This window comes from Streptomyces sp. TOM-9 (genome assembly GCF_056858595.1).
In genome coordinates this window covers 5,006,637-5,022,868 of sequence record NZ_JBXEQB010000001.1, presented here as the reverse complement: position 1 = coordinate 5,022,868, position 16,232 = coordinate 5,006,637, and the positions used below count along the sequence as shown (strand labels likewise).

Sequence of the window (16,232 nt, the reverse complement as noted above, 5' to 3'; positions counted from 1 at the left end):
CGGCCTACTGCGGAGAGTGTGGGATTTGAACCCACGGTGACATCGCTGCCACGACGGTTTTCAAGACCGTTCCCTTAGGCCGCTCGGGCAACTCTCCCCGCGCCGCGGGGTCCGGCTGGAGGGCCGGGCGGCGCGGGGACAGCCTAACGGGTCGGCTCAGCTGCTGCTGTCGCCCTTGCGTTCGCCGAGAGTGAGGGTGGCGGTGCGGGTCTGGCCGTCACGGGTGTACGTGAGGTTGACCTTCTCGCCGGGCTCGTGCTGCCAGATCTCGCCGATGAGGGTGGGGCTGGAGTCGACCACGGTGTCGTCGAACTTGGTGATGACGTCGCCGGAGCGCAGGCCCGCCTGGTCGGCGGGGCCGCCGGAGGTGACGGCGTCGGCGCCGGTGGCGATCTTGGCGCCCTCGCCGCTGTAGCTGGAGTCGACGTGGACGCCGATGACGGCGTAGACGGGCTCGCCGTCCTTGATCAGGTCCTCGGCGACGCGGCGGGCCTGGTCGATCGGGATGGCGAAGCCCAGGCCCACGCTGCCGGACTGGGAGGTGCCGTCGCTGCCGGTGGACTGGATCGCGGAGTTGATGCCGATGACCGCGCCCTCGGAGTTCAGGAGGGGGCCGCCGGAGTTGCCGGGGTTGATCGAGGCATCGGTCTGTATGGCGCTCATGTAGGAGGCGTTGGACCCCTCCCCGTCGCTGGAGGCGATGGGGCGGTGCAGGGCGCTGACGATGCCGGTGGTGACGGTGCCGGAGAGCCCGAAGGGGGCGCCGATGGCGATGGTGGAGTCGCCGACGGCCACCTTGTCGGAGTCGCCGACGGCGAGCGGAGTGAGCTTGTCGGGGGTGACCCCCTTGAGCTTGACGACGGCGACGTCGTAGCCCTGGGCGCGGCCGACGACCTCGGCCTCGTACTTCTTGCCGTCGGAGAACGTGGCGGTGAGCTTGCCGCCGTCGGCGGCGGGGGCCACGACGTGGTTGTTGGTGAGGATGTGGCCTTCCTTGTCGTAGACGAAGCCGGTGCCGGTGCCGCTCTCCTGGCGGCCGGTGGCCTCGATCGTGACGACACTGGGGAGGGCCTGCTTGGCGATGCCCGCGACCGAGTCGGCGGCGCGGCTGAGGTCCTTGGGGTTGCCGACCGAGGAGACGGTGGTCGAGGAGGAGCTGTCGTTGCGGTCCGCGGCCCAGAAGCCGACCCCGCCGCCGATGCCGCCCGCGACGAGCGCGGCGACCAGGACGGCGGCGACCAGGCCGCCGTTGCCGCGCTTCTTGGGTGCGGGGGCGGCCGGCACCGGCGTGCCCCACACCGGGCCCACGGGACCGGACGGGCCCATGGGGCCGGAGGGCCCGACGGGACCGCCGTACGGCTGGGTGGGCGGCGGGGCGACCGGCGGCAGGGGCGCGGTGTGCACCTCGGCGGGCGGTGCCGCGGGGGCGGCCGGGGGAGCGGCCTGGGGCGCGGCGGGAGGCCCGACGGGGGGACCGGCCGGATGCGCCACCGCGACGGGTTCCGCGGACGCCGGGGCCGCCGGGGCCGCCGCGGTCGCGGAACCCGTCGCGGCCGCGGGGGCGGCCGTACCCGGCGCCGACGCCTGCGCCTGCGCCTGGGCCGGGGGAGCGGCGGGCGGGGCGGCGGGGGGCACGGGAGGTGCAGCGGGAGCGGCGGACCCAGCGTCAGCGGGCGGCTGCGTCGGCAGCGCCGCCGGGACCGGGCCGGCCTCGTTCTCGGTGCTCACGGCTGTTCTCCTCGGATATGCGTTGTATGCCGTGCGTACGGTTACGGCTACGGTACGTACGACGACCGTCGTGATGGACACAGCTTTTCCCACCGGGTGTCAGACCGCCGTAAGCAGCGGCCGTTCCCGGCCCGGCGGATGGCACGATAGCCCGGTGACTGATCTCCGCGCGATCCAGGTCGTGGCTCACCGGGGAGCGTCCGAGGACGCCCCGGAGCACACGCTCGCCGCCTACCGGAAGGCGATCGAGGACGGCGCGGACGCCCTGGAGTGCGACGTACGCCTCACCGCCGACGGCACCCTGGTCTGTGTGCACGACCGCCGGGTGAACCGCACCTCCAACGGACGGGGCGCGGTCTCCGCGCTGGAGCTCGCGGACCTGAGGAGCCTGGACTTCGGCAGCTGGAAGGCGCAGCCGGGTGCCGGAGGGGCCGGCAGGGCCGGCGGGTCGCGGCGGCGCCCGTCCGCGGAGCTGCGTTCCCTCCTCGACGCCGACGCCGAGGCCCCCGACCGCACCGACGGCGACCCGGACGAGCTCAGCCGCGTCCTGACCCTGGAGCAGCTGCTGGAACTGGTCGCGGACACCGGCCGCCGGGTGGAGCTGGCGATCGAGACCAAGCACCCCACGCGCTGGGCGGGGCAGGTCGAGGAACGGCTGGTGGAGCTGCTGGACCGGTTCGGGATGCTGTGGCCCGAGCCGGGCGAGCCGTCCCGGGTCCGTGTCATGAGCTTCTCCTCCCGTTCCCTGCGCCGGATCCGGATGGCCTCGCGCGACCTGCCGACCGTCTTCCTGATGCAGTACGTACTGCCCCGGCACCGCGACGGCCGGCTGCCGGCCGGGGTGGGGATCGCCGGGCCGGGCATCCGCATCCTGCGCGCCAACCCGGGGTACGTGGAGCGGCTGCACGAGGCGGGGCACCGGGTGCACGTGTGGACGGTGAACGAACCCGAGGACGTCGAACTCTGCGTGCGACTGGGCGTCGACGCCGTCATCACCAACCGCCCGAGGCAGGTTCTGGCCCAACTCGGGCGCTGCTGAAGGGAATACGGACTCCCTCCCTCCCCGGGTGGTGTGCACCGGCGCGTTCGGAACCTGTTCGATCGTTGTGTGTGCCCCAAGAGATCGCAGTTGGCCGGTTTCCGGCCCAGAACGAGAGGGCATCCATCCCGTGGCGTGGGGTGAAGGAGGTCTCGGGGGTGGCGTTGGTGGTGGCCCAGGAGGTGCCGACGTCCTCGACCATGGCCCTGCCTCATGGTCCGGCGGGCGTGGCCGAGGCGCGGCGCAGGCTGCGCAAGGAACTGTGTGCGTACGGGGTCGCGGAGCCGGTCGTCGACGACGCGGTGCTCATCCTGTCGGAACTGCTGAGCAACTCCTGCCGGCACGCCCGGCCGCTGGGCGAGGACGCGCCGTCCTCGGGCGGCAGCGGCATCAGGGCCGCCTGGGGGATCGACGAGGACGGGTTGCTGACGGTGGAGGTCACCGACGGCGGCGGGCCCACCCGCCCGCTTCCGGCCAGCCCCTCGCTCACCGCCCGCGGCGGCCGCGGGCTCGGCATCGTGCGGAATCTGTCGCTGCGCTGGGGCGTGCGCGACGCTCCCGGCGAGGTCACGGTGTGGGCGATGCTCGCGGTGCGCAGCCGGCACGCGCGGCGCGACGACCTCGTGCCCCAACTCGACATCCCGATCGACTTCGCGGACCCCTTCGACGACCTCCCGTAGCCCCCGCAGGGGAGTTGCGCGGCCTCCACAGGCGCGACCTCCGATGAGGGCGGACGGCGTGGCGCTAGGCTCACGGCCGGAACACCGCCGTTACCGGGAGAGATCGAGCCATGGCGAAGAAGCGCCCGACGAAGACGAAGGCCCCTGTCCGCCCGCAGATCACCGACGGGGAGATCCCCGTCGTCGGGGCCCGGGAACCCTGCCCGTGCGGCTCGGGACGGCGTTACAAGGCGTGCCACGGCCGTGAGGCGGCGCACGCGGTGACGGAGCTGGTGCGACGGCCCTTCGAGGGCCTGCCGGCCGAGTGCGACTGGGTGGCGCTGCGCGAGCTGGTGCCCGCCGCCACGGCCGAGTTGACGCTCAAGGACCCGCTGCCGGAGGGCGTGCCGTCCGTCACGCTGGCGACCGTGCTGCCGATGGCGTGGCCGGGGCTGCGCCGTGACACCGGCACAGTGCTGCTGGGCCTGCAGAACGACACCGCGTCCGGGGACATCAGCCGGGACCTGGCCGACACCCTGCTGCGCGCGCTGCAGGCGGAGCCGGGCAACCCGGTGGGCGGGGAGCGCCCGGCGCCCGAGGGTCCCCGGCTGCAGGACCTGCTGGACCTGGACGCCGCGTTCGAGCCCGTGGTGCACACCGGTTTCGAGTTCTGGCTGGAGGACGCGGAGTCCGCCACCGGCGAGGTCGCCGCCTCGCTGGAGCGCGCGAACGCGGCCGTGATCCCGACCGTGCGGCTGACCGGTGTCGACGCGGCGTACTGGTGCGAGACCCCGGAGAAGAACCACCTGCGCTGGGTCATGCCGCACCCGGAGGAGCAGTTGCTGGACGCACTGGCCCGGCTGCACGCCGCGGGCGCCTCGTCGCTGGGCGAGGGCACGCGGCTGGTGGGCTCGTTCCGGGCGCACGGGCTGGTCGTCCCGGTGTGGGACCTGCCGACGGGCGTCTTCGCGGACGAGGTCGAGAAGCCGGCGGCGGCCTTCGGCGAGCGGCTGGCCGAGGTGCTGGAGCGGACGACCCCGCTGACGGCGGAGGAGCGGCGGGCGCGCAGCGGCTTCACCAACCGGCAGATCACCCTGAGCTGACCGGTCTCCCGCGCCGGTAGCCGCAGTTCAGGCCATGATCGCGTCCGGGTGATCCTGGTCACAGCCGCTGTCGGCCGGGCCTTGAACGCGGGCCGGAACCCGTACCCCGGATTTGCGTACGGGCGAAGTCTTGTTACCGTTTAAACAGTCCGGTCGCTGGTGCATCCCCCGTCGCCAGCGACCGGACGTTTCCATGCGCGGGTCAGTACGCGGATCCGCTGCGCAGCAACGGGCGTTCCCCGCCCCGCTCGGCGATCTCCGCCACCGCCGTGTACGGCTCCGCCGCCCCCGCCACCGTCGGCTCGCGCGGCGTCTCGCAGCTCCCGCTCCCCGCGTCCGCGGTGATGACGCACCGCGCCTGTACGGTCCGGCCGTCGGGCCGCATGAGGCTCAGCACCCCGTCCAGGGGCCGCCCCGTGGTGTTGCTCCAGTACGTGCGCGCCCAGGTGTCGCCGTCCTCGTCGATGGTGCAGGTCTGCGCCCGCAGGCCTTGCGCGGAGGTGAGTTGGGGACCGCAGGATGCGGTCTGGCGTTCGGATCCGGCCAGCTTCGGCAGGGAGTCGAAGACACCGGGACCGCTTGACAGGGGCTTGTCGTCCGTGAGCGCCGTCGTGACGTCCACGGGCACCGCGGGGAGGACGGGCCCGGCGGTGGCGCCGGTCAGGGGCAGCATCGCGGCGACGGCCACGACCGTGGCGAGGGCGGCCATCCGCAGGTTCGGCGCACGCATCATGCACAGAACATAGCGGGAGAAACGGACATGGAGCGGGGGCCGTTGCCCGTTCGCAGGGCAACGGCCCCCGCTCCTACCCGAACGAGTGACGACCGACGGGGACGGCGACCGTCACCCACCTCCCGCGGGACCCGTCACCGGGACCCGCTCAGTACGAGAGCCGGCTGCCGTCCGGCGCCGTGCGGCCCGCCTGCACCAGGGTGTCGACGATCACCCGCACGCTGGGCAGCCACGGCGTCCGGTCGCCCGGGTCCACCACCGGCCGCCGGACCCAGCGCGCCCCCGCGGTGCCGTCGGAGCCGTCGGATCCGACCGGCGAGGGCGGCAGGACGAGGTAGCCGCCCTCGCCGTGGTACCGCAGCGAGGTCGGCACCCATTCGTGGCGGTCGAGCAACTCGCCCAGTTCCTCCAGCGAGTACGGCTCCACCAGGACCGCGAAGCGCGTGGGGGTGGCCACGACCGGGCCGGTGCGCACCCCCAGCTTGTCGAAGACGCCCAGCGCCCGCGCTCCCGCGACGGCCGGCAGGCTCACCGCCGAGACCCGGTCGCCCGTGGCCAGCACGAGCGGCTGGTCCGGCCGCCGCGTCCACCACCAGCGGACCATCCGTGGATCGCGGGTCGCCGCGAGGAGGCCCGGATCGTGCGGATGGGCGCCCGGCACCGGACAGTCGGGCCGCAGGCAGGCGCATCCGCCCCGCGCGTCCGTACCGGCTCCGGGCACCACGGGCCATTGCCACCGCTCGGCGCAGGTGAGCGCCGCACGCAGCAGCTCCGGACTGCTCTTGCGTCGCTTTCCGAGGATCTCGCGCATCTGCGCTCGTTCCTTTCCGTTGGCGCTCAGGGATCTGCCCATGACACAACGTAATCTGGAACACACCGCTTACGAGGCAGCGCATCACGTCTCGAGCCGAGCGTGGAACGTGGCGGGGGGTGGCGCACACTGGCGCTTGTTCGTCCTGCGGAGTGCTGGGAACTGCTGCGTGTGCTTGCGTTTGCTGCTGTGTGCGGTCCCGCTGGCTGTGCAACACCCCGCCATGGGGGGAGGGTCGGCCGTCTCCGTCTATGACGCCCTGGCAGGACGCCGGGTTCCTGCGGCCGCCAACTCCCATCCCTTACGTACCCGCTGCGATGGATATGACGCGCTGTCGAACCCCTTCAGTCGACAACTAATTGTGGCACGCGGTGCCCTTTTTCGGCCATAGTCCTGCATCTCCTCGGACGCGCCGACACCAGCCCTTCCACCTGGGCAATCCTGGACACACCCACGAGTAGGCGGTACAAGGTAATCCATTGATAGCGGCGCAGCACGAGCTTGGGGGTTTGCGATGCTATTGACGGAAATGCGCTGCTCTGCGGAGCCGTCGCCGCGTCACGACGAAGAGCGTGAAAGCCGACGGCCATGAGCGCCGCGCGCCTACCGAAAGTGGCCGGAATCGACCCACCCATTCCGACACCGGCGCACACTTCCTCCCCCGCGGTCGAACAACAATCCCATCCGGGCGACCCGGACGCACCTTCCGGGACGCCGGATCCGGTCGGCCAACTCGCCGCGGCCCAGGACCGGATGGCCTCCTGGATCTCCGACCTGACCACCCTGCACGAGCTCACGGAGCGGCTGGCCAGGACCGCGACCCTGCAGGACGCACTGCGCGAACTGCTGCGCGCCGGCGGCACCTTGGTCGGTGCGCGACGCGGTCTGGCCGCCGTCTCCCCCGTCGACCGGCTCGGTCCGGCCACCGTCGTGGGCCTCGGCCTCGGCCCGGCCGAACTCGGCGCCCTGGAGACCGTCCCGCTGCCCGCCGCGCCCGAGGCGGTGCCGGCGGAGGAGATCCACACCGACCTGTGCCGCGAGCCCGGACTCGGCCCGCGCCACCGCGAGGTCGCCCTGCGGCTCGGCTTCGGCGCCAGTTACGCCCTCCGGCTGTCCGCGGACTCCGCCGGCCGGCTGGGCTCGGCCCTGTGGTTCTACGACGAGCCGGCCGAACCCGGCGAACGCCAGCGCCACCTCATCGGCCTGTACTGCCGCCACGCCGCCGAGCACCTCGCCCGGCTGCTCGAACTCGACCGCAGCCGCGCCACCGTCGCCACGCTCCGCCAGGAGCTGCTGCCGACCCGGCTGCCCCGGGTCCCCGGGGTCCGTCTGGCCGTGCGGCACCGCCCGGCCGCGGGGGGCGGCGGCGACTGGTACGACGCCCTCCCGCTGCCCGAGGGCGCGCTGGGGCTGTCGGTCGGCGGCGTGAGCGGCGGCGGCATGAGCGCGGTCGCCGCGATGGGGCGGCTGCGGGCCTCCCTGCGGGCGTACGCGGTGATGGAGGGCGAGGACCCGGTCGCGGTCCTGTCCGACCTCGAGCTGCTGCTGCGGCTGACCGAGCCCGCCCGGTCGGCGACGGCCCTGTTCGCCTACGCCGAGCCGGCCTCCCGGAAGGTCGTGGTCGCCGGGGCCGGGCACTGTCCCCCGCTGATCGTCGGCGGGCACCGGGTCGAGTACGTGGAGACCTCGCTGTCCGCGCCACTGGGCATGCTCAGCTGCTGGGAGGCGCCCAGCGTCGAGTTCCGGGCGCTGGCCGGGGAGACCCTGCTGCTCTACACCGACGGCCTGCTGCACCGCACCGGCGATCCCGTCGACCGTGCCTTCGCCCGCCTGCACGCGGCCGCGGCGTCCGCCCCGCGGACCGCCCGGGACGACCCGGCGCAGCTGGTGGAGCACGTCCTGCACACCATGCTCCCGGGCGACCGTGAGGACCCCCACCCGACCGAGGACGTCGTCCTGCTCGCCGCCCGCTTCGACTGACCACCGGCGGGACCGCCGCCGGTCCTCCCCGCGCACCCACTTACGATGGGGTGGTCTACTGCGAGGAGGCATGACGTGGCCGAGGACCGCGCTCCGGAGACCCCGGAAGGCGACGAGCCCATCAAGCAGCGGAAGAACGGCCTGTACCCGGCCGTCTCCGACGAGCTCACCGAGGTGATGAAGTCCGGCTGGGCCGACACCGAACTGCGCGACCTGCAGCCGATCGAGCAGGCACCGTACGCCGCCAAGCGGCGCGCGGCGCTGTCGGCGCGCTTCCCCGGCGAGCGGCTGGTGGTCCCGGCCGGCAACCTGCGCACCCGCGCCAACGACACGGACTACCCCTTCCGTGCCGCCAGTGAGTACGTGCACCTCACCGGCGACCAGACCCAGGACGCCGTGCTGGTCCTGGAGCCCAACGGTGACGGATCTCACGACGCGACCGCCTACCTGCTCCCCCGCTCCTCCCGGGAGAACGGCGAGTTCTGGCTGGACGGCCAGGGCGAGCTGTGGACCGGCCGCCGCCACAGCCTGACCGAGGGCGAGGTCCTGCTGGGCCTGCCGTGCGCCGACGTCCGCAAGGTCGCCGACGTGCTGCGCGGGGCCACGGGCCCGGTCCGGGTCGTCCGCGGCTACGACGCCGGCATCGAGGCCGCGCTGACCGACAAGGTCACCGCCGAGCGCGACGCCGAGCTGAAGGAGTTCCTGTCCGAGCTGCGGCTGGTCAAGGACGAGTGGGAGATCGGCGAGCTGCAGAAGGCCTGCGACTCCACCGCGCGCGGTTTCGAGGACGTCGTCCGGGTCCTGGACAAGGCCGAGGCGACCTCCGAGCGCTACATCGAGGGAACGTTCTTCCTGCGCGCCCGTGTCGAGGGCAACGACGTCGGCTACGGCTCCATCTGCGCGTCCGGCCCGCACGCCACCACCCTGCACTGGGTCCGCAACGACGGCCCGGTCCGCTCCGGCGACCTGCTGCTGCTCGACGCCGGCGTGGAGACCCACAGCCTCTACACCGCCGACGTCACGCGCACGCTGCCGGTGAACGGCACGTACAGCGACATCCAGCGGAAGATCTACGACGCCGTGTACGAGGCGCAGGAGGCCGGCATCGCCGCCGTCCGCCCGGGCGCCGCCTACCGCGACTTCCACGACGCCGCCCAGCGCGTGCTCACCGAGAAGCTCGTCGAGTGGGGCCTGGTCGAGGGCCCGGTCGAGCGCGTCCTCGAACTCGGCCTGCAGCGCCGCTGGACCCTCCACGGCACCGGCCACATGCTCGGCCTGGACGTCCACGACTGCGCCGCCGCCCGCACGGAGACCTACGTCAACGGCACGCTGGAGCCGGGCGTGGTCCTCACGGTCGAGCCCGGCCTGTACTTCCAGGCCGACGACCTGACCGTGCCGGAGGAGTACCGGGGCATCGGCGTCCGCATCGAGGACGACATCCTCGTCACCGAGGACGGCAACCGGAACCTCAGCGACGGCCTGCCGCGCCGCTCCGACGAGGTCGAGCGCTGGATGGCCGCCCTCAAGGGCTGACCCCCGCCGCCCGGACCGACGGCCGGGGCCCCGCGGACCTCCGTGGGGCCCCGGCCTCCGTGCGTCAGGAGACCTTGAGCAGCGAGTCGTCCCGCCACTTGAGGATCTTGTCGAAACTGACCACCGCCCCGTGCCCGGGACGGTTGTGGAAGTGGACGTGGTCCACCAGCGCCTCGATCAGGAACAGCCCGCGCCCGTGCTCGGCGTGCTGGTCCTTCTTCGCCAGCGGACGTACGGAGTGGTGCGTACGGCGCAGGTCCGGGGCGAAGCCCGGGCCGGAGTCCGCCACCTCGATGCGGCAGCGGTCGCCCTCGATGCGGGCCGTCACCCGGTACTCGCCGTGGGCGGCGTGCTCAACGGCGTTGGCACAGGCCTCGGTGAGGGCGACCGACAGGTCGTAGGAGATGTCGGGGTCCACCCCGGCGGTCTCCATCGTCCCCAGCAGGAGCCGGCGGGCGAGCGGAACGCTCGCAGCCTCGCGCCGCAAGTGGAGGGACCACCAGATGCTCATGCTCAGCCTCCTGGCTGCGGCTCGACATACCGATACGTATTGCCCCGAAACACGGTCGGTAAGCGTGGCGTTGACGTGATGCCAGCCATACGGCGGATGCCGTCGCTCCTCAGGCGGGTGTAGGAACGCCGCCGGACGCATAGCACAGACCGGCGTGTTCCGGGACCCGCCGTTCGCAAGGCGGGCCCGCGGTGAGAGGATGACGCCCGTCATGTCTACCCCCGTGCGCGCCGGCGCCGATCTGCGACTGCTGCGGGCCGCGGTGTTCACCGCGGTCTGCGTCGTGTTGTCCGCGGGCGCGCACATGCTGGCGTCGGGGCACGGGGTGCCCGGCTGGACGCTGGCGGTGGGCTGGCTGGTCGTCTTCGCGGTCGTCGCCCCGCTCGCCGGGCGGGAGCGCTCGATGCCCGCCATCGCGACCGGGCTCGCGGGCGGACAACTCGTGCTGCACGTGCTGTTCAACGTGGGCGGGGTCTGCGGTGCCGGCGGGATAGCCGAGATCGCCGGGCGGCTGCTCTGCGACGAACGGACGGCGGCGCTGCGCTCCCACGCGCACTCCGCGGCCGGGACGGGTCACATGGTGGGCATGCCCGCGATGCCCGGCATGCCCTCCGCGGCCGCCGAGAGCACGATGCTCTCCTACAGCCTCCCCATGCTGCTCGGGCACGTGGTCGCCGCGGTGACCGCCGGCTGGCTGCTGCGCCGCGGCGAGGCCGCGCTGTGGCGGCTGGTCGCCCTGTCGGCCCGCGGGCTGGCCGAACTGTCGGGCGGCGCCCTGCGCCACGCCGTCGCGCTCGTACGCCTCCTGCTGACGGGCAGCCCGGCCGCGCCCCGCGCCGTCCTCGCCCCGAGCCGCACCGGCGGCTCCACCCGCGTGCCGCGCACGGCGCTGCTGCGGCACAGCCTGGCCCGGCGCGGTCCGCCGGCGTACGCCCTCGCGGCCTGAACGCGACCCGCTCCACCGACGTACGAGGGCGGAGTCGCGCGCGCCGCACGCGTGCCATCCGTCACCTTCCCTCCGTCACCGTGGAGTCTCCGCATCATGAACACCGTCATGCGCCGCGCCACCGCCCTCGCCGCCGTCACCGGGGCGGCCGTGCTCGCCACCGCCGTCCCCGCCTTCGCGCACGTGAGCGTCCAGCCCGGCAACGCCGCCAAGGGCGGCTACAGCACGGTCGCGTTCAAGGTCCCCAACGAGGACGACAAGGCCTCGACGATCAAGGTCGAGGTCAACCTGCCGGGCGACCACCCGATCGCCTCCGTCTCCACCCAGCCGGTTCCCGGCTGGACGGTGCAGATCACCAGGACCAAGCTCAAGACCCCGCTGAAGACCGGGCACGGCGACCTCACCGAGGCCGTCACGAAGATCACCTGGAGCGGCGGGAAGATCAAGCCCGGCGAGTTCCAGCAGTTCCCCGTCTCCTTGGGCCCGCTGCCCGAGGACACCGACCAGCTGGTCTTCAAGGCGCTCCAGACGTACGACAACAAGGAGGTCGTGCGCTGGATCGAGGAGCAGCAGGAGGGCCAGGAGGAGCCGGAGCACCCGGCGCCCGTGCTGACCCTGGCCGACGCCGCGGACGACGGCCACGGTCACGACGCCGCCACCTCGGACGACAAGAAGGACGACGCCAAGGCCGAGGCCGTCTCGGCGTCCGGCGACGGCGCCACCGAGAAGACCGCCTCCGCCGACGCCGGTGACACCACGGCCCGGGTGCTGGGCATCGTCGGCATCGTCGTGGGCGTGCTGGGCGTCGCCTTCGGCGTGCTGGCCGGCCGCCGCCGCGGCACGGGCACCCCGTCCGCCTGACGCACCATCGCCGGGGCGGCCGCCGCGCACGCACCGCGGCCGCCCCGGCGCCGCAACGAATTCCTGGGGAACCCCTGATGCGTACCACCCTCAGGGCGGCAGCCTCGGCCGCCGCCGTCGCCGCACTCGCCCTGACCCTCGCCGCCTGCGGCGGCCCGGACGGCGGGGCGGACACCTCCGGCGCCGAGCCGGTCGTCTCCGTCGAGGGGACACCGAAGGCCGCGACCGTCCTGGACACGCCGTTCGAGAAGCCGGACATGATCCTCACGGACACGCACGGCACGACGTACGACTTCGTCGAGCGGACCAAGGGCCGGCCGACCCTGCTCTTCTTCGGCTACACCCACTGCCCGGACGTCTGCCCGACGACGATGAGCGACATCGCCATCGCCAAGTCGAAGCTGCCCGCGGCCGAGCAGGACGAGCTCGTCGTGGTCTTCGTGACCACCGACCCCGAACGCGACACCCCGCAGCGGCTCGGCGAGTGGCTGGGCGCGCAGGACAAGTCCTTCGTCGGCCTCACCGGTGACTTCGCCACGATCCAGGCGGGCGCGCGCTCGCTCGGCGTGGACGTGGAGAAGCCGGTGAAGGAGAAGGACGGCAGCATCACCGTGACGCACGGCGCCCAGGTCATCGCGTACTCGCCGAAGGACGACAAGGCGCACGCGCTGTACATGTCGGGCACGACGTCCGAGGAGTTCGCCGCCGACCTGCCGAAGATCATCGCGGGGCGGACGCCGTGACCCCGGCCCGCTCCCTGCGGCGGATCCCCGTGGCGGCGGCCCTGGTGCTGCTCGGCGCCACGGCCTGCTCCGGGTCACCGGACGGCCCCGAACTGACGGTGAGCGGCGCCTACATCCCGCAGCCCGCGCTGGCGGACATGGCGGCCGGCTACTTCACCGTCAGCAACACCGGCGACCGGGACGCCCGGCTGACCTCCGTCACCAGCGACCTGTCCGGGGACATCACCCTGCACAGCACCGAGGACAACCGGATGCGCCGGGTGACCTCCTTCACGGTCCCGGCGGGCGGGCGGCTCACTCTCGCGCTCGGCGGCAACCACCTGATGCTGACGAACCTGGAGCACAAGCCCGCGGCCGGCGAGCAGGTTTCGCTGCGGCTGCACTTCGACGACGCCGACACCATCGACGTACGGGTCCCGGTCAAGCCCGCGGGCTACCACCCGGGGGACTGAGGAGAGCGCCATGAGGGTGATGACGAAGTCCGCGCTGCGGCTGCTGGCCGTACCGCTCGCCGTGCTCGGCCTGCTGCTCGGCACCGCGGCACCGGCGTCCGCGCACGCCGCGCTCGTCGGTTCCGACCCGGCGCAGGGTTCGGTCGTCAAGACCGCGCCGGCGCAGGTGCGGCTGTCCTTCTCCGAGGGTGTGCTGCTGTCGAAGGACTCCATCCGGGTCCTCGGCCCGGACGGCAAGCGCGCCGAGACCGGCGACGCGAACGACGGCGGCAGGGGCAGCACGACCGCGGCCGTCGCCCTGCGCCCGGGGCTCGGCGACGGCACGTACACCGTGGCGTGGAAGGTCGTCTCGGCCGACAGCCACCCGGTCGCGGGCGCCTTCACCTTCTCCATCGGCGCGCCCTCCAAGACCTCCGTCCAGCTGCCCGACCAGGAGGTGGGCGGGGGCGCCGTCGGCACCCTGTACGACATCGCCCGCTACGCCGCCTACCTCGGCTTCGCGCTGCTGGTCGGCGCCGCGTTCTTCATCGGTGTGTGCTGGCCGGACGGCGCGCGGACGCGGTCGATGCGGCGGCTGGTGGCCGCCGGCTGGGCCGCGATGGTCGCCGCGACGATACTGCTGCTGATGCTGCGCGCCCCCTACGCCGACGGGGGCGGGCTGGGCGACGCCTTCGACCTCGGCGGCGTACGGGACGTCCTGGACACCCGGCCCGGCGCGGCGCTGGTGTCCCGGCTGCTGCTGCTCGCCGCGGGCGCGGTGTTCATCGCCGTGCTCTTCGGCAGCTGGGCCAAGCGGGAGGACCCGGTCGAACGCCAGGACCTCGCCTGGGGCCTGGCCATCGGCGGCACGGTCGTATCGGTCGGCCTGGCCGCGACGTGGGCCATGGCCGAGCACGCCTCGGTCGGCATCCAGGCCTCGGTGGCGATGCCCGTCGACATCGTGCACCTGCTGGCCATGGCCGTCTGGCTCGGCGGTCTCACCGCACTGCTGGTCGCGCTGTGGGGCGGGCAGCGCGTGGAACGGGCGGTGGTGCAGCGCTTCTCCCGGATCGCCTTCGGGGCGGTGGTGACCCTGGTCGTCACCGGCGTCTACCAGTCCTGGCGCCAGCTGGGCTCCTGGGACGCGCTGGTGTCCACCGGCTACGGCCAGCTGCTGCTGGTCAAGATCGGCCTGGTCATCCTCCTGGTGGAGCTGGCCTGGCTGTCCCGCCGCTGGACCGCGCGGCTCGGCGACACGGCCGTCCGCGGCAAGGCCGCCGTCGCCCAGCCGGTCGCCGTGGGACGGAAGGGCGGCGGGGGCGGGGGTGCGTCCGAGCGCGCCGAACAGCTGGCCCGCCAGGAGGCGGCGCTGGCCAAGGAGCGGGCCCGCAAGGACCGCGACGCCGACACCGAGCGCACGGGCCTGCGCAAGTCGGTGCTGGCGGAGGTGGCCGTCGCGGTCGTGGTGCTGGCCGTCACGACGCTGCTGACCGGCACCCAGCCGGGCAGGGCCGCCGAGGAGGGCGCGGCGCAGCAGCAGGCCTCCGCGCCGGTGTCCGAGGTGCCCGAGCCGCTGGACGTGAGGATCCCGTTCGACACGGGCGGCACGAACGGCAAGGGCGAGGCGGAGGTGACCCTGGACCCGGGCGGCGTCGCCGAGAACGAGCTCCACCTGCTGGTCACCGCCCCCGACGGACGGGCCTTCGACGTCCCCGAGGTGCAGGTCTCCTTCACCCTGAAGTCCAAGAAGATCGGCCCCATCCCGGTGACGCTGGGCAAGATCGACACCGGTCACTGGAGTGCCGAGAACGTCCAGATCCCGGTCCCCGGGGAGTGGACGGTCGCCGTGACCGTACGGACCTCGGACATCGACCAGGTCACCCGCACGAAGGTAGTGAAGATCGGCTCATGAACGACCGTCCTCAGGACCTCTCGCGGCGCCGTCTGCTCGGCACCGCCGGAGCGGCGGGCGCCGCGGGACTGCTCGTGGGCGGCACCTCGGGCGCCGTCACCGCGCACGCCACGCGGGACGAGGCCACGGCGCTGACCTCCGTCGGCGCCACGGCCGTCCCCTTCCACGGCACCCACCAGGCCGGCATCACCACCCCGCTGCAGGCCCGCGGCCACCTGGTCGCCTTCGACCTGGCCGCGGGCGCCGGGCGCAAGGGTGCCGCGGCGCTGCTGCGCCGCTGGTCGGCGGCGGCCGAGGCGATGACGGAGGGCCGGGCCCCGTCGGGCGACAACCAGATCGCCCTGGACGCCGGGCCGTCCTCGCTCACCGTCACCTTCGGCTTCGGGCGCGGCTTCTTCGCCGGGACGGAGCTGACCGGGCGGATGCCGCAGGCGCTCGCCCCGCTGCCCGACTTCGCCTCCGACGCGCTCGACCGCGGGCGCAGCGACGGCGACCTGTGGATCCAGATCGGCTCCGACGACGCGCTGGTCGCCTTCCACGCCCTGCGCGTGCTGCAGAAGGAGGCCGCGGGCACGGCGACGCTGCGCTGGCAGATGAACGGCTTCAACCGCACCCCGGGCACGACCGCCGAGCCGCGCACCGCCCGCAACCTGATGGGCCAGGTCGACGGCTCCAACAACCCCCGGCCCTCCGACCCCGACTTCGACGCCCGCGTCTTCGTCCCCGCCTCCGGCTCCCCGCAGTGGATGGCGGGCGGTTCCTACGCGGTCGTCCGGCGCATCCGCATGCTGCTGGACACCTGGGACAACCTCCCCCAGGAGCGCCAGGAGAAGGTGATCGGGCGGCGCAAGGCCGACGGCGCCCCGCTGTCCGGCGGCACCGAGGCGAGCGAGCCCGACCTCGACAAGGTCGGCCCGGACGGCCGTACCTTCGCGATCGCCGCCGACGCGCACGTCCGCGTCGCCGCCCCGGCCTCCAACGGCGGCGCGGCGATGCTGCGGCGCGGGTACTCGTACCACGACGGCTACCGTGACGACGGCGCACCGGACGCCGGGCTGCTCTTCGTGGCCTGGCAGGCCGACCCGCTCAAGGGGTTCGTGCCGGTGCAGCGCAAACTCGACCGGGGCGACGGCCTGTCGCGCTTCCTGCGGCACGAGGCCAGCGGGCTCTTCGCGGTCCCGGGCGGCGCGGCACCGGGCGAGTACGTCGGCCAGCGGCTGCTGGAGTCCTGAGGCGGGACCT

At 73.5% G+C, this 16,232-nt stretch carries 15 protein-coding genes and 1 tRNA gene; 11 read left to right on the top strand and 5 right to left on the bottom strand.

Annotated elements, in window-relative coordinates:
• Positions 1-10: 10 nt before the first annotated feature.
• Positions 11-97: transfer RNA gene (locus AC1VWI_RS23345), tRNA-Ser, on the bottom strand.
• Between the two features lie 59 nt (positions 98-156).
• The gene (locus AC1VWI_RS23340; RefSeq protein WP_499512965.1) at positions 157-1,728 is read right to left on the bottom strand and encodes a S1C family serine protease; all 1,572 of its coding nucleotides are present in this window, start codon (positions 1,726-1,728) and stop codon (positions 157-159) included.
• Positions 1,729-1,882: 154 nt separating this feature from the next.
• Here AC1VWI_RS23340 and AC1VWI_RS23335 point away from each other — a divergent pair, with 154 nt between their 5' ends.
• The 3 genes from AC1VWI_RS23335 (at position 1,883) to AC1VWI_RS23325 (ending at position 4,529) form a co-directional block, all read left to right on the top strand.
• A complete protein-coding gene (locus AC1VWI_RS23335; RefSeq protein ID WP_499512964.1) occupies positions 1,883-2,767 on the top strand; it encodes a glycerophosphodiester phosphodiesterase in 885 nt (294 codons plus the stop codon).
• Between the two features lie 158 nt (positions 2,768-2,925).
• The gene (locus AC1VWI_RS23330; protein WP_499512963.1) at positions 2,926-3,447 is read left to right on the top strand and encodes an ATP-binding protein; all 522 of its coding nucleotides are present in this window, start codon (positions 2,926-2,928) and stop codon (positions 3,445-3,447) included.
• A 110-nt stretch (positions 3,448-3,557) separates the two neighbouring features.
• The gene (locus AC1VWI_RS23325; protein WP_499512962.1) at positions 3,558-4,529 is read left to right on the top strand and encodes a DUF5926 family protein; all 972 of its coding nucleotides are present in this window, start codon (positions 3,558-3,560) and stop codon (positions 4,527-4,529) included.
• Between the two features lie 202 nt (positions 4,530-4,731).
• Here the strand turns inward: AC1VWI_RS23325 and AC1VWI_RS23320 are convergent, their stop codons facing one another.
• Together AC1VWI_RS23320 and AC1VWI_RS23315 are read right to left on the bottom strand one after the other, a co-directional pair.
• The gene (locus AC1VWI_RS23320) at positions 4,732-5,262 is read right to left on the bottom strand and encodes a hypothetical protein (RefSeq protein ID WP_499512961.1); all 531 of its coding nucleotides are present in this window, start codon (positions 5,260-5,262) and stop codon (positions 4,732-4,734) included.
• 148 nt (positions 5,263-5,410) lie between these two features.
• Positions 5,411-6,073, bottom strand: coding sequence for a bifunctional DNA primase/polymerase (locus tag AC1VWI_RS23315; RefSeq protein ID WP_499512960.1), 663 nt, complete (start codon positions 6,071-6,073; stop codon positions 5,411-5,413).
• Positions 6,074-6,661: 588 nt separating this feature from the next.
• Here AC1VWI_RS23315 and AC1VWI_RS23310 point away from each other — a divergent pair.
• Both AC1VWI_RS23310 and AC1VWI_RS23305 read left to right on the top strand, forming a co-directional pair.
• Complete coding sequence (locus tag AC1VWI_RS23310; protein ID WP_499512959.1) at positions 6,662-8,053, top strand: PP2C family protein-serine/threonine phosphatase; 1,392 nt, start codon at positions 6,662-6,664, stop codon at positions 8,051-8,053.
• Positions 8,054-8,128: 75 nt separating this feature from the next.
• On the top strand, positions 8,129-9,586 hold the full coding sequence (locus AC1VWI_RS23305) for an aminopeptidase P family protein (RefSeq protein ID WP_499512958.1): 1,458 nt from the start codon (positions 8,129-8,131) through the stop codon (positions 9,584-9,586).
• Between the two features lie 64 nt (positions 9,587-9,650).
• Here AC1VWI_RS23305 and AC1VWI_RS23300 read toward each other — a convergent pair whose 3' ends face one another.
• The gene (locus tag AC1VWI_RS23300; RefSeq protein ID WP_018558220.1) at positions 9,651-10,097 is read right to left on the bottom strand and encodes an ATP-binding protein; all 447 of its coding nucleotides are present in this window, start codon (positions 10,095-10,097) and stop codon (positions 9,651-9,653) included.
• Between the two features lie 211 nt (positions 10,098-10,308).
• Here AC1VWI_RS23300 and AC1VWI_RS23295 point away from each other — a divergent pair, with 211 nt between their 5' ends.
• The 6 genes from AC1VWI_RS23295 (at position 10,309) to efeB (ending at position 16,222) form a co-directional block, all read left to right on the top strand.
• Positions 10,309-11,043 (top strand): hypothetical protein, encoded by a 735-nt coding sequence (locus AC1VWI_RS23295; RefSeq protein WP_499512957.1) that lies wholly within the window; start codon positions 10,309-10,311, stop codon positions 11,041-11,043.
• A gap of 96 nt (positions 11,044-11,139) precedes the next feature.
• On the top strand, positions 11,140-11,904 hold the full coding sequence (locus AC1VWI_RS23290) for a YcnI family copper-binding membrane protein (RefSeq protein WP_499512956.1): 765 nt from the start codon (positions 11,140-11,142) through the stop codon (positions 11,902-11,904).
• A gap of 77 nt (positions 11,905-11,981) precedes the next feature.
• Complete coding sequence (locus AC1VWI_RS23285; RefSeq protein WP_499512955.1) at positions 11,982-12,647, top strand: SCO family protein; 666 nt, start codon at positions 11,982-11,984, stop codon at positions 12,645-12,647.
• Entirely contained in the window at positions 12,644-13,099 is a 456-nt protein-coding gene (locus AC1VWI_RS23280) for a copper chaperone PCu(A)C (RefSeq protein WP_499512954.1), read from the top strand. The genes AC1VWI_RS23285 and AC1VWI_RS23280 overlap by 4 nt, the downstream gene beginning before the upstream one ends.
• Before the next feature lie 10 nt (positions 13,100-13,109).
• Positions 13,110-14,990 (top strand): copper resistance CopC/CopD family protein, encoded by a 1,881-nt coding sequence (locus AC1VWI_RS23275; RefSeq protein WP_499512953.1) that lies wholly within the window; start codon positions 13,110-13,112, stop codon positions 14,988-14,990.
• A complete protein-coding gene (efeB, locus tag AC1VWI_RS23270) occupies positions 14,987-16,222 on the top strand; it encodes an iron uptake transporter deferrochelatase/peroxidase subunit (RefSeq protein ID WP_499512952.1) in 1,236 nt (411 codons plus the stop codon). Before AC1VWI_RS23275 ends, efeB begins: the two co-directional genes overlap by 4 nt.
• Positions 16,223-16,232 lie beyond the last annotated feature (10 nt).

Excerpts from the sequence above, each read along its gene's own strand:
- efeB (WP_499512952.1), top strand. The coding sequence starts at position 14,987 with ATGAACGACCGTCCTCAGGACCTCTCGCGGCGCCGTCTGCTCGGCACC.
- AC1VWI_RS23325 (WP_499512962.1), top strand. The coding sequence starts at position 3,558 with ATGGCGAAGAAGCGCCCGACGAAGACGAAGGCCCCTGTCCGCCCGCAG.
- AC1VWI_RS23320 (WP_499512961.1), bottom strand. The coding sequence starts at position 5,262 with ATGATGCGTGCGCCGAACCTGCGGATGGCCGCCCTCGCCACGGTCGTG.
- AC1VWI_RS23295 (WP_499512957.1), top strand. The coding sequence starts at position 10,309 with ATGTCTACCCCCGTGCGCGCCGGCGCCGATCTGCGACTGCTGCGGGCC.
- AC1VWI_RS23275 (WP_499512953.1), top strand. The coding sequence starts at position 13,110 with ATGAGGGTGATGACGAAGTCCGCGCTGCGGCTGCTGGCCGTACCGCTC.
- AC1VWI_RS23310 (WP_499512959.1), top strand. The coding sequence starts at position 6,662 with ATGAGCGCCGCGCGCCTACCGAAAGTGGCCGGAATCGACCCACCCATT.
- AC1VWI_RS23290 (WP_499512956.1), top strand. The coding sequence starts at position 11,140 with ATGAACACCGTCATGCGCCGCGCCACCGCCCTCGCCGCCGTCACCGGG.
- AC1VWI_RS23285 (WP_499512955.1), top strand. The coding sequence starts at position 11,982 with ATGCGTACCACCCTCAGGGCGGCAGCCTCGGCCGCCGCCGTCGCCGCA.
- AC1VWI_RS23315 (WP_499512960.1), bottom strand. The coding sequence starts at position 6,073 with ATGCGCGAGATCCTCGGAAAGCGACGCAAGAGCAGTCCGGAGCTGCTG.
- AC1VWI_RS23300 (WP_018558220.1), bottom strand. The coding sequence starts at position 10,097 with ATGAGCATCTGGTGGTCCCTCCACTTGCGGCGCGAGGCTGCGAGCGTT.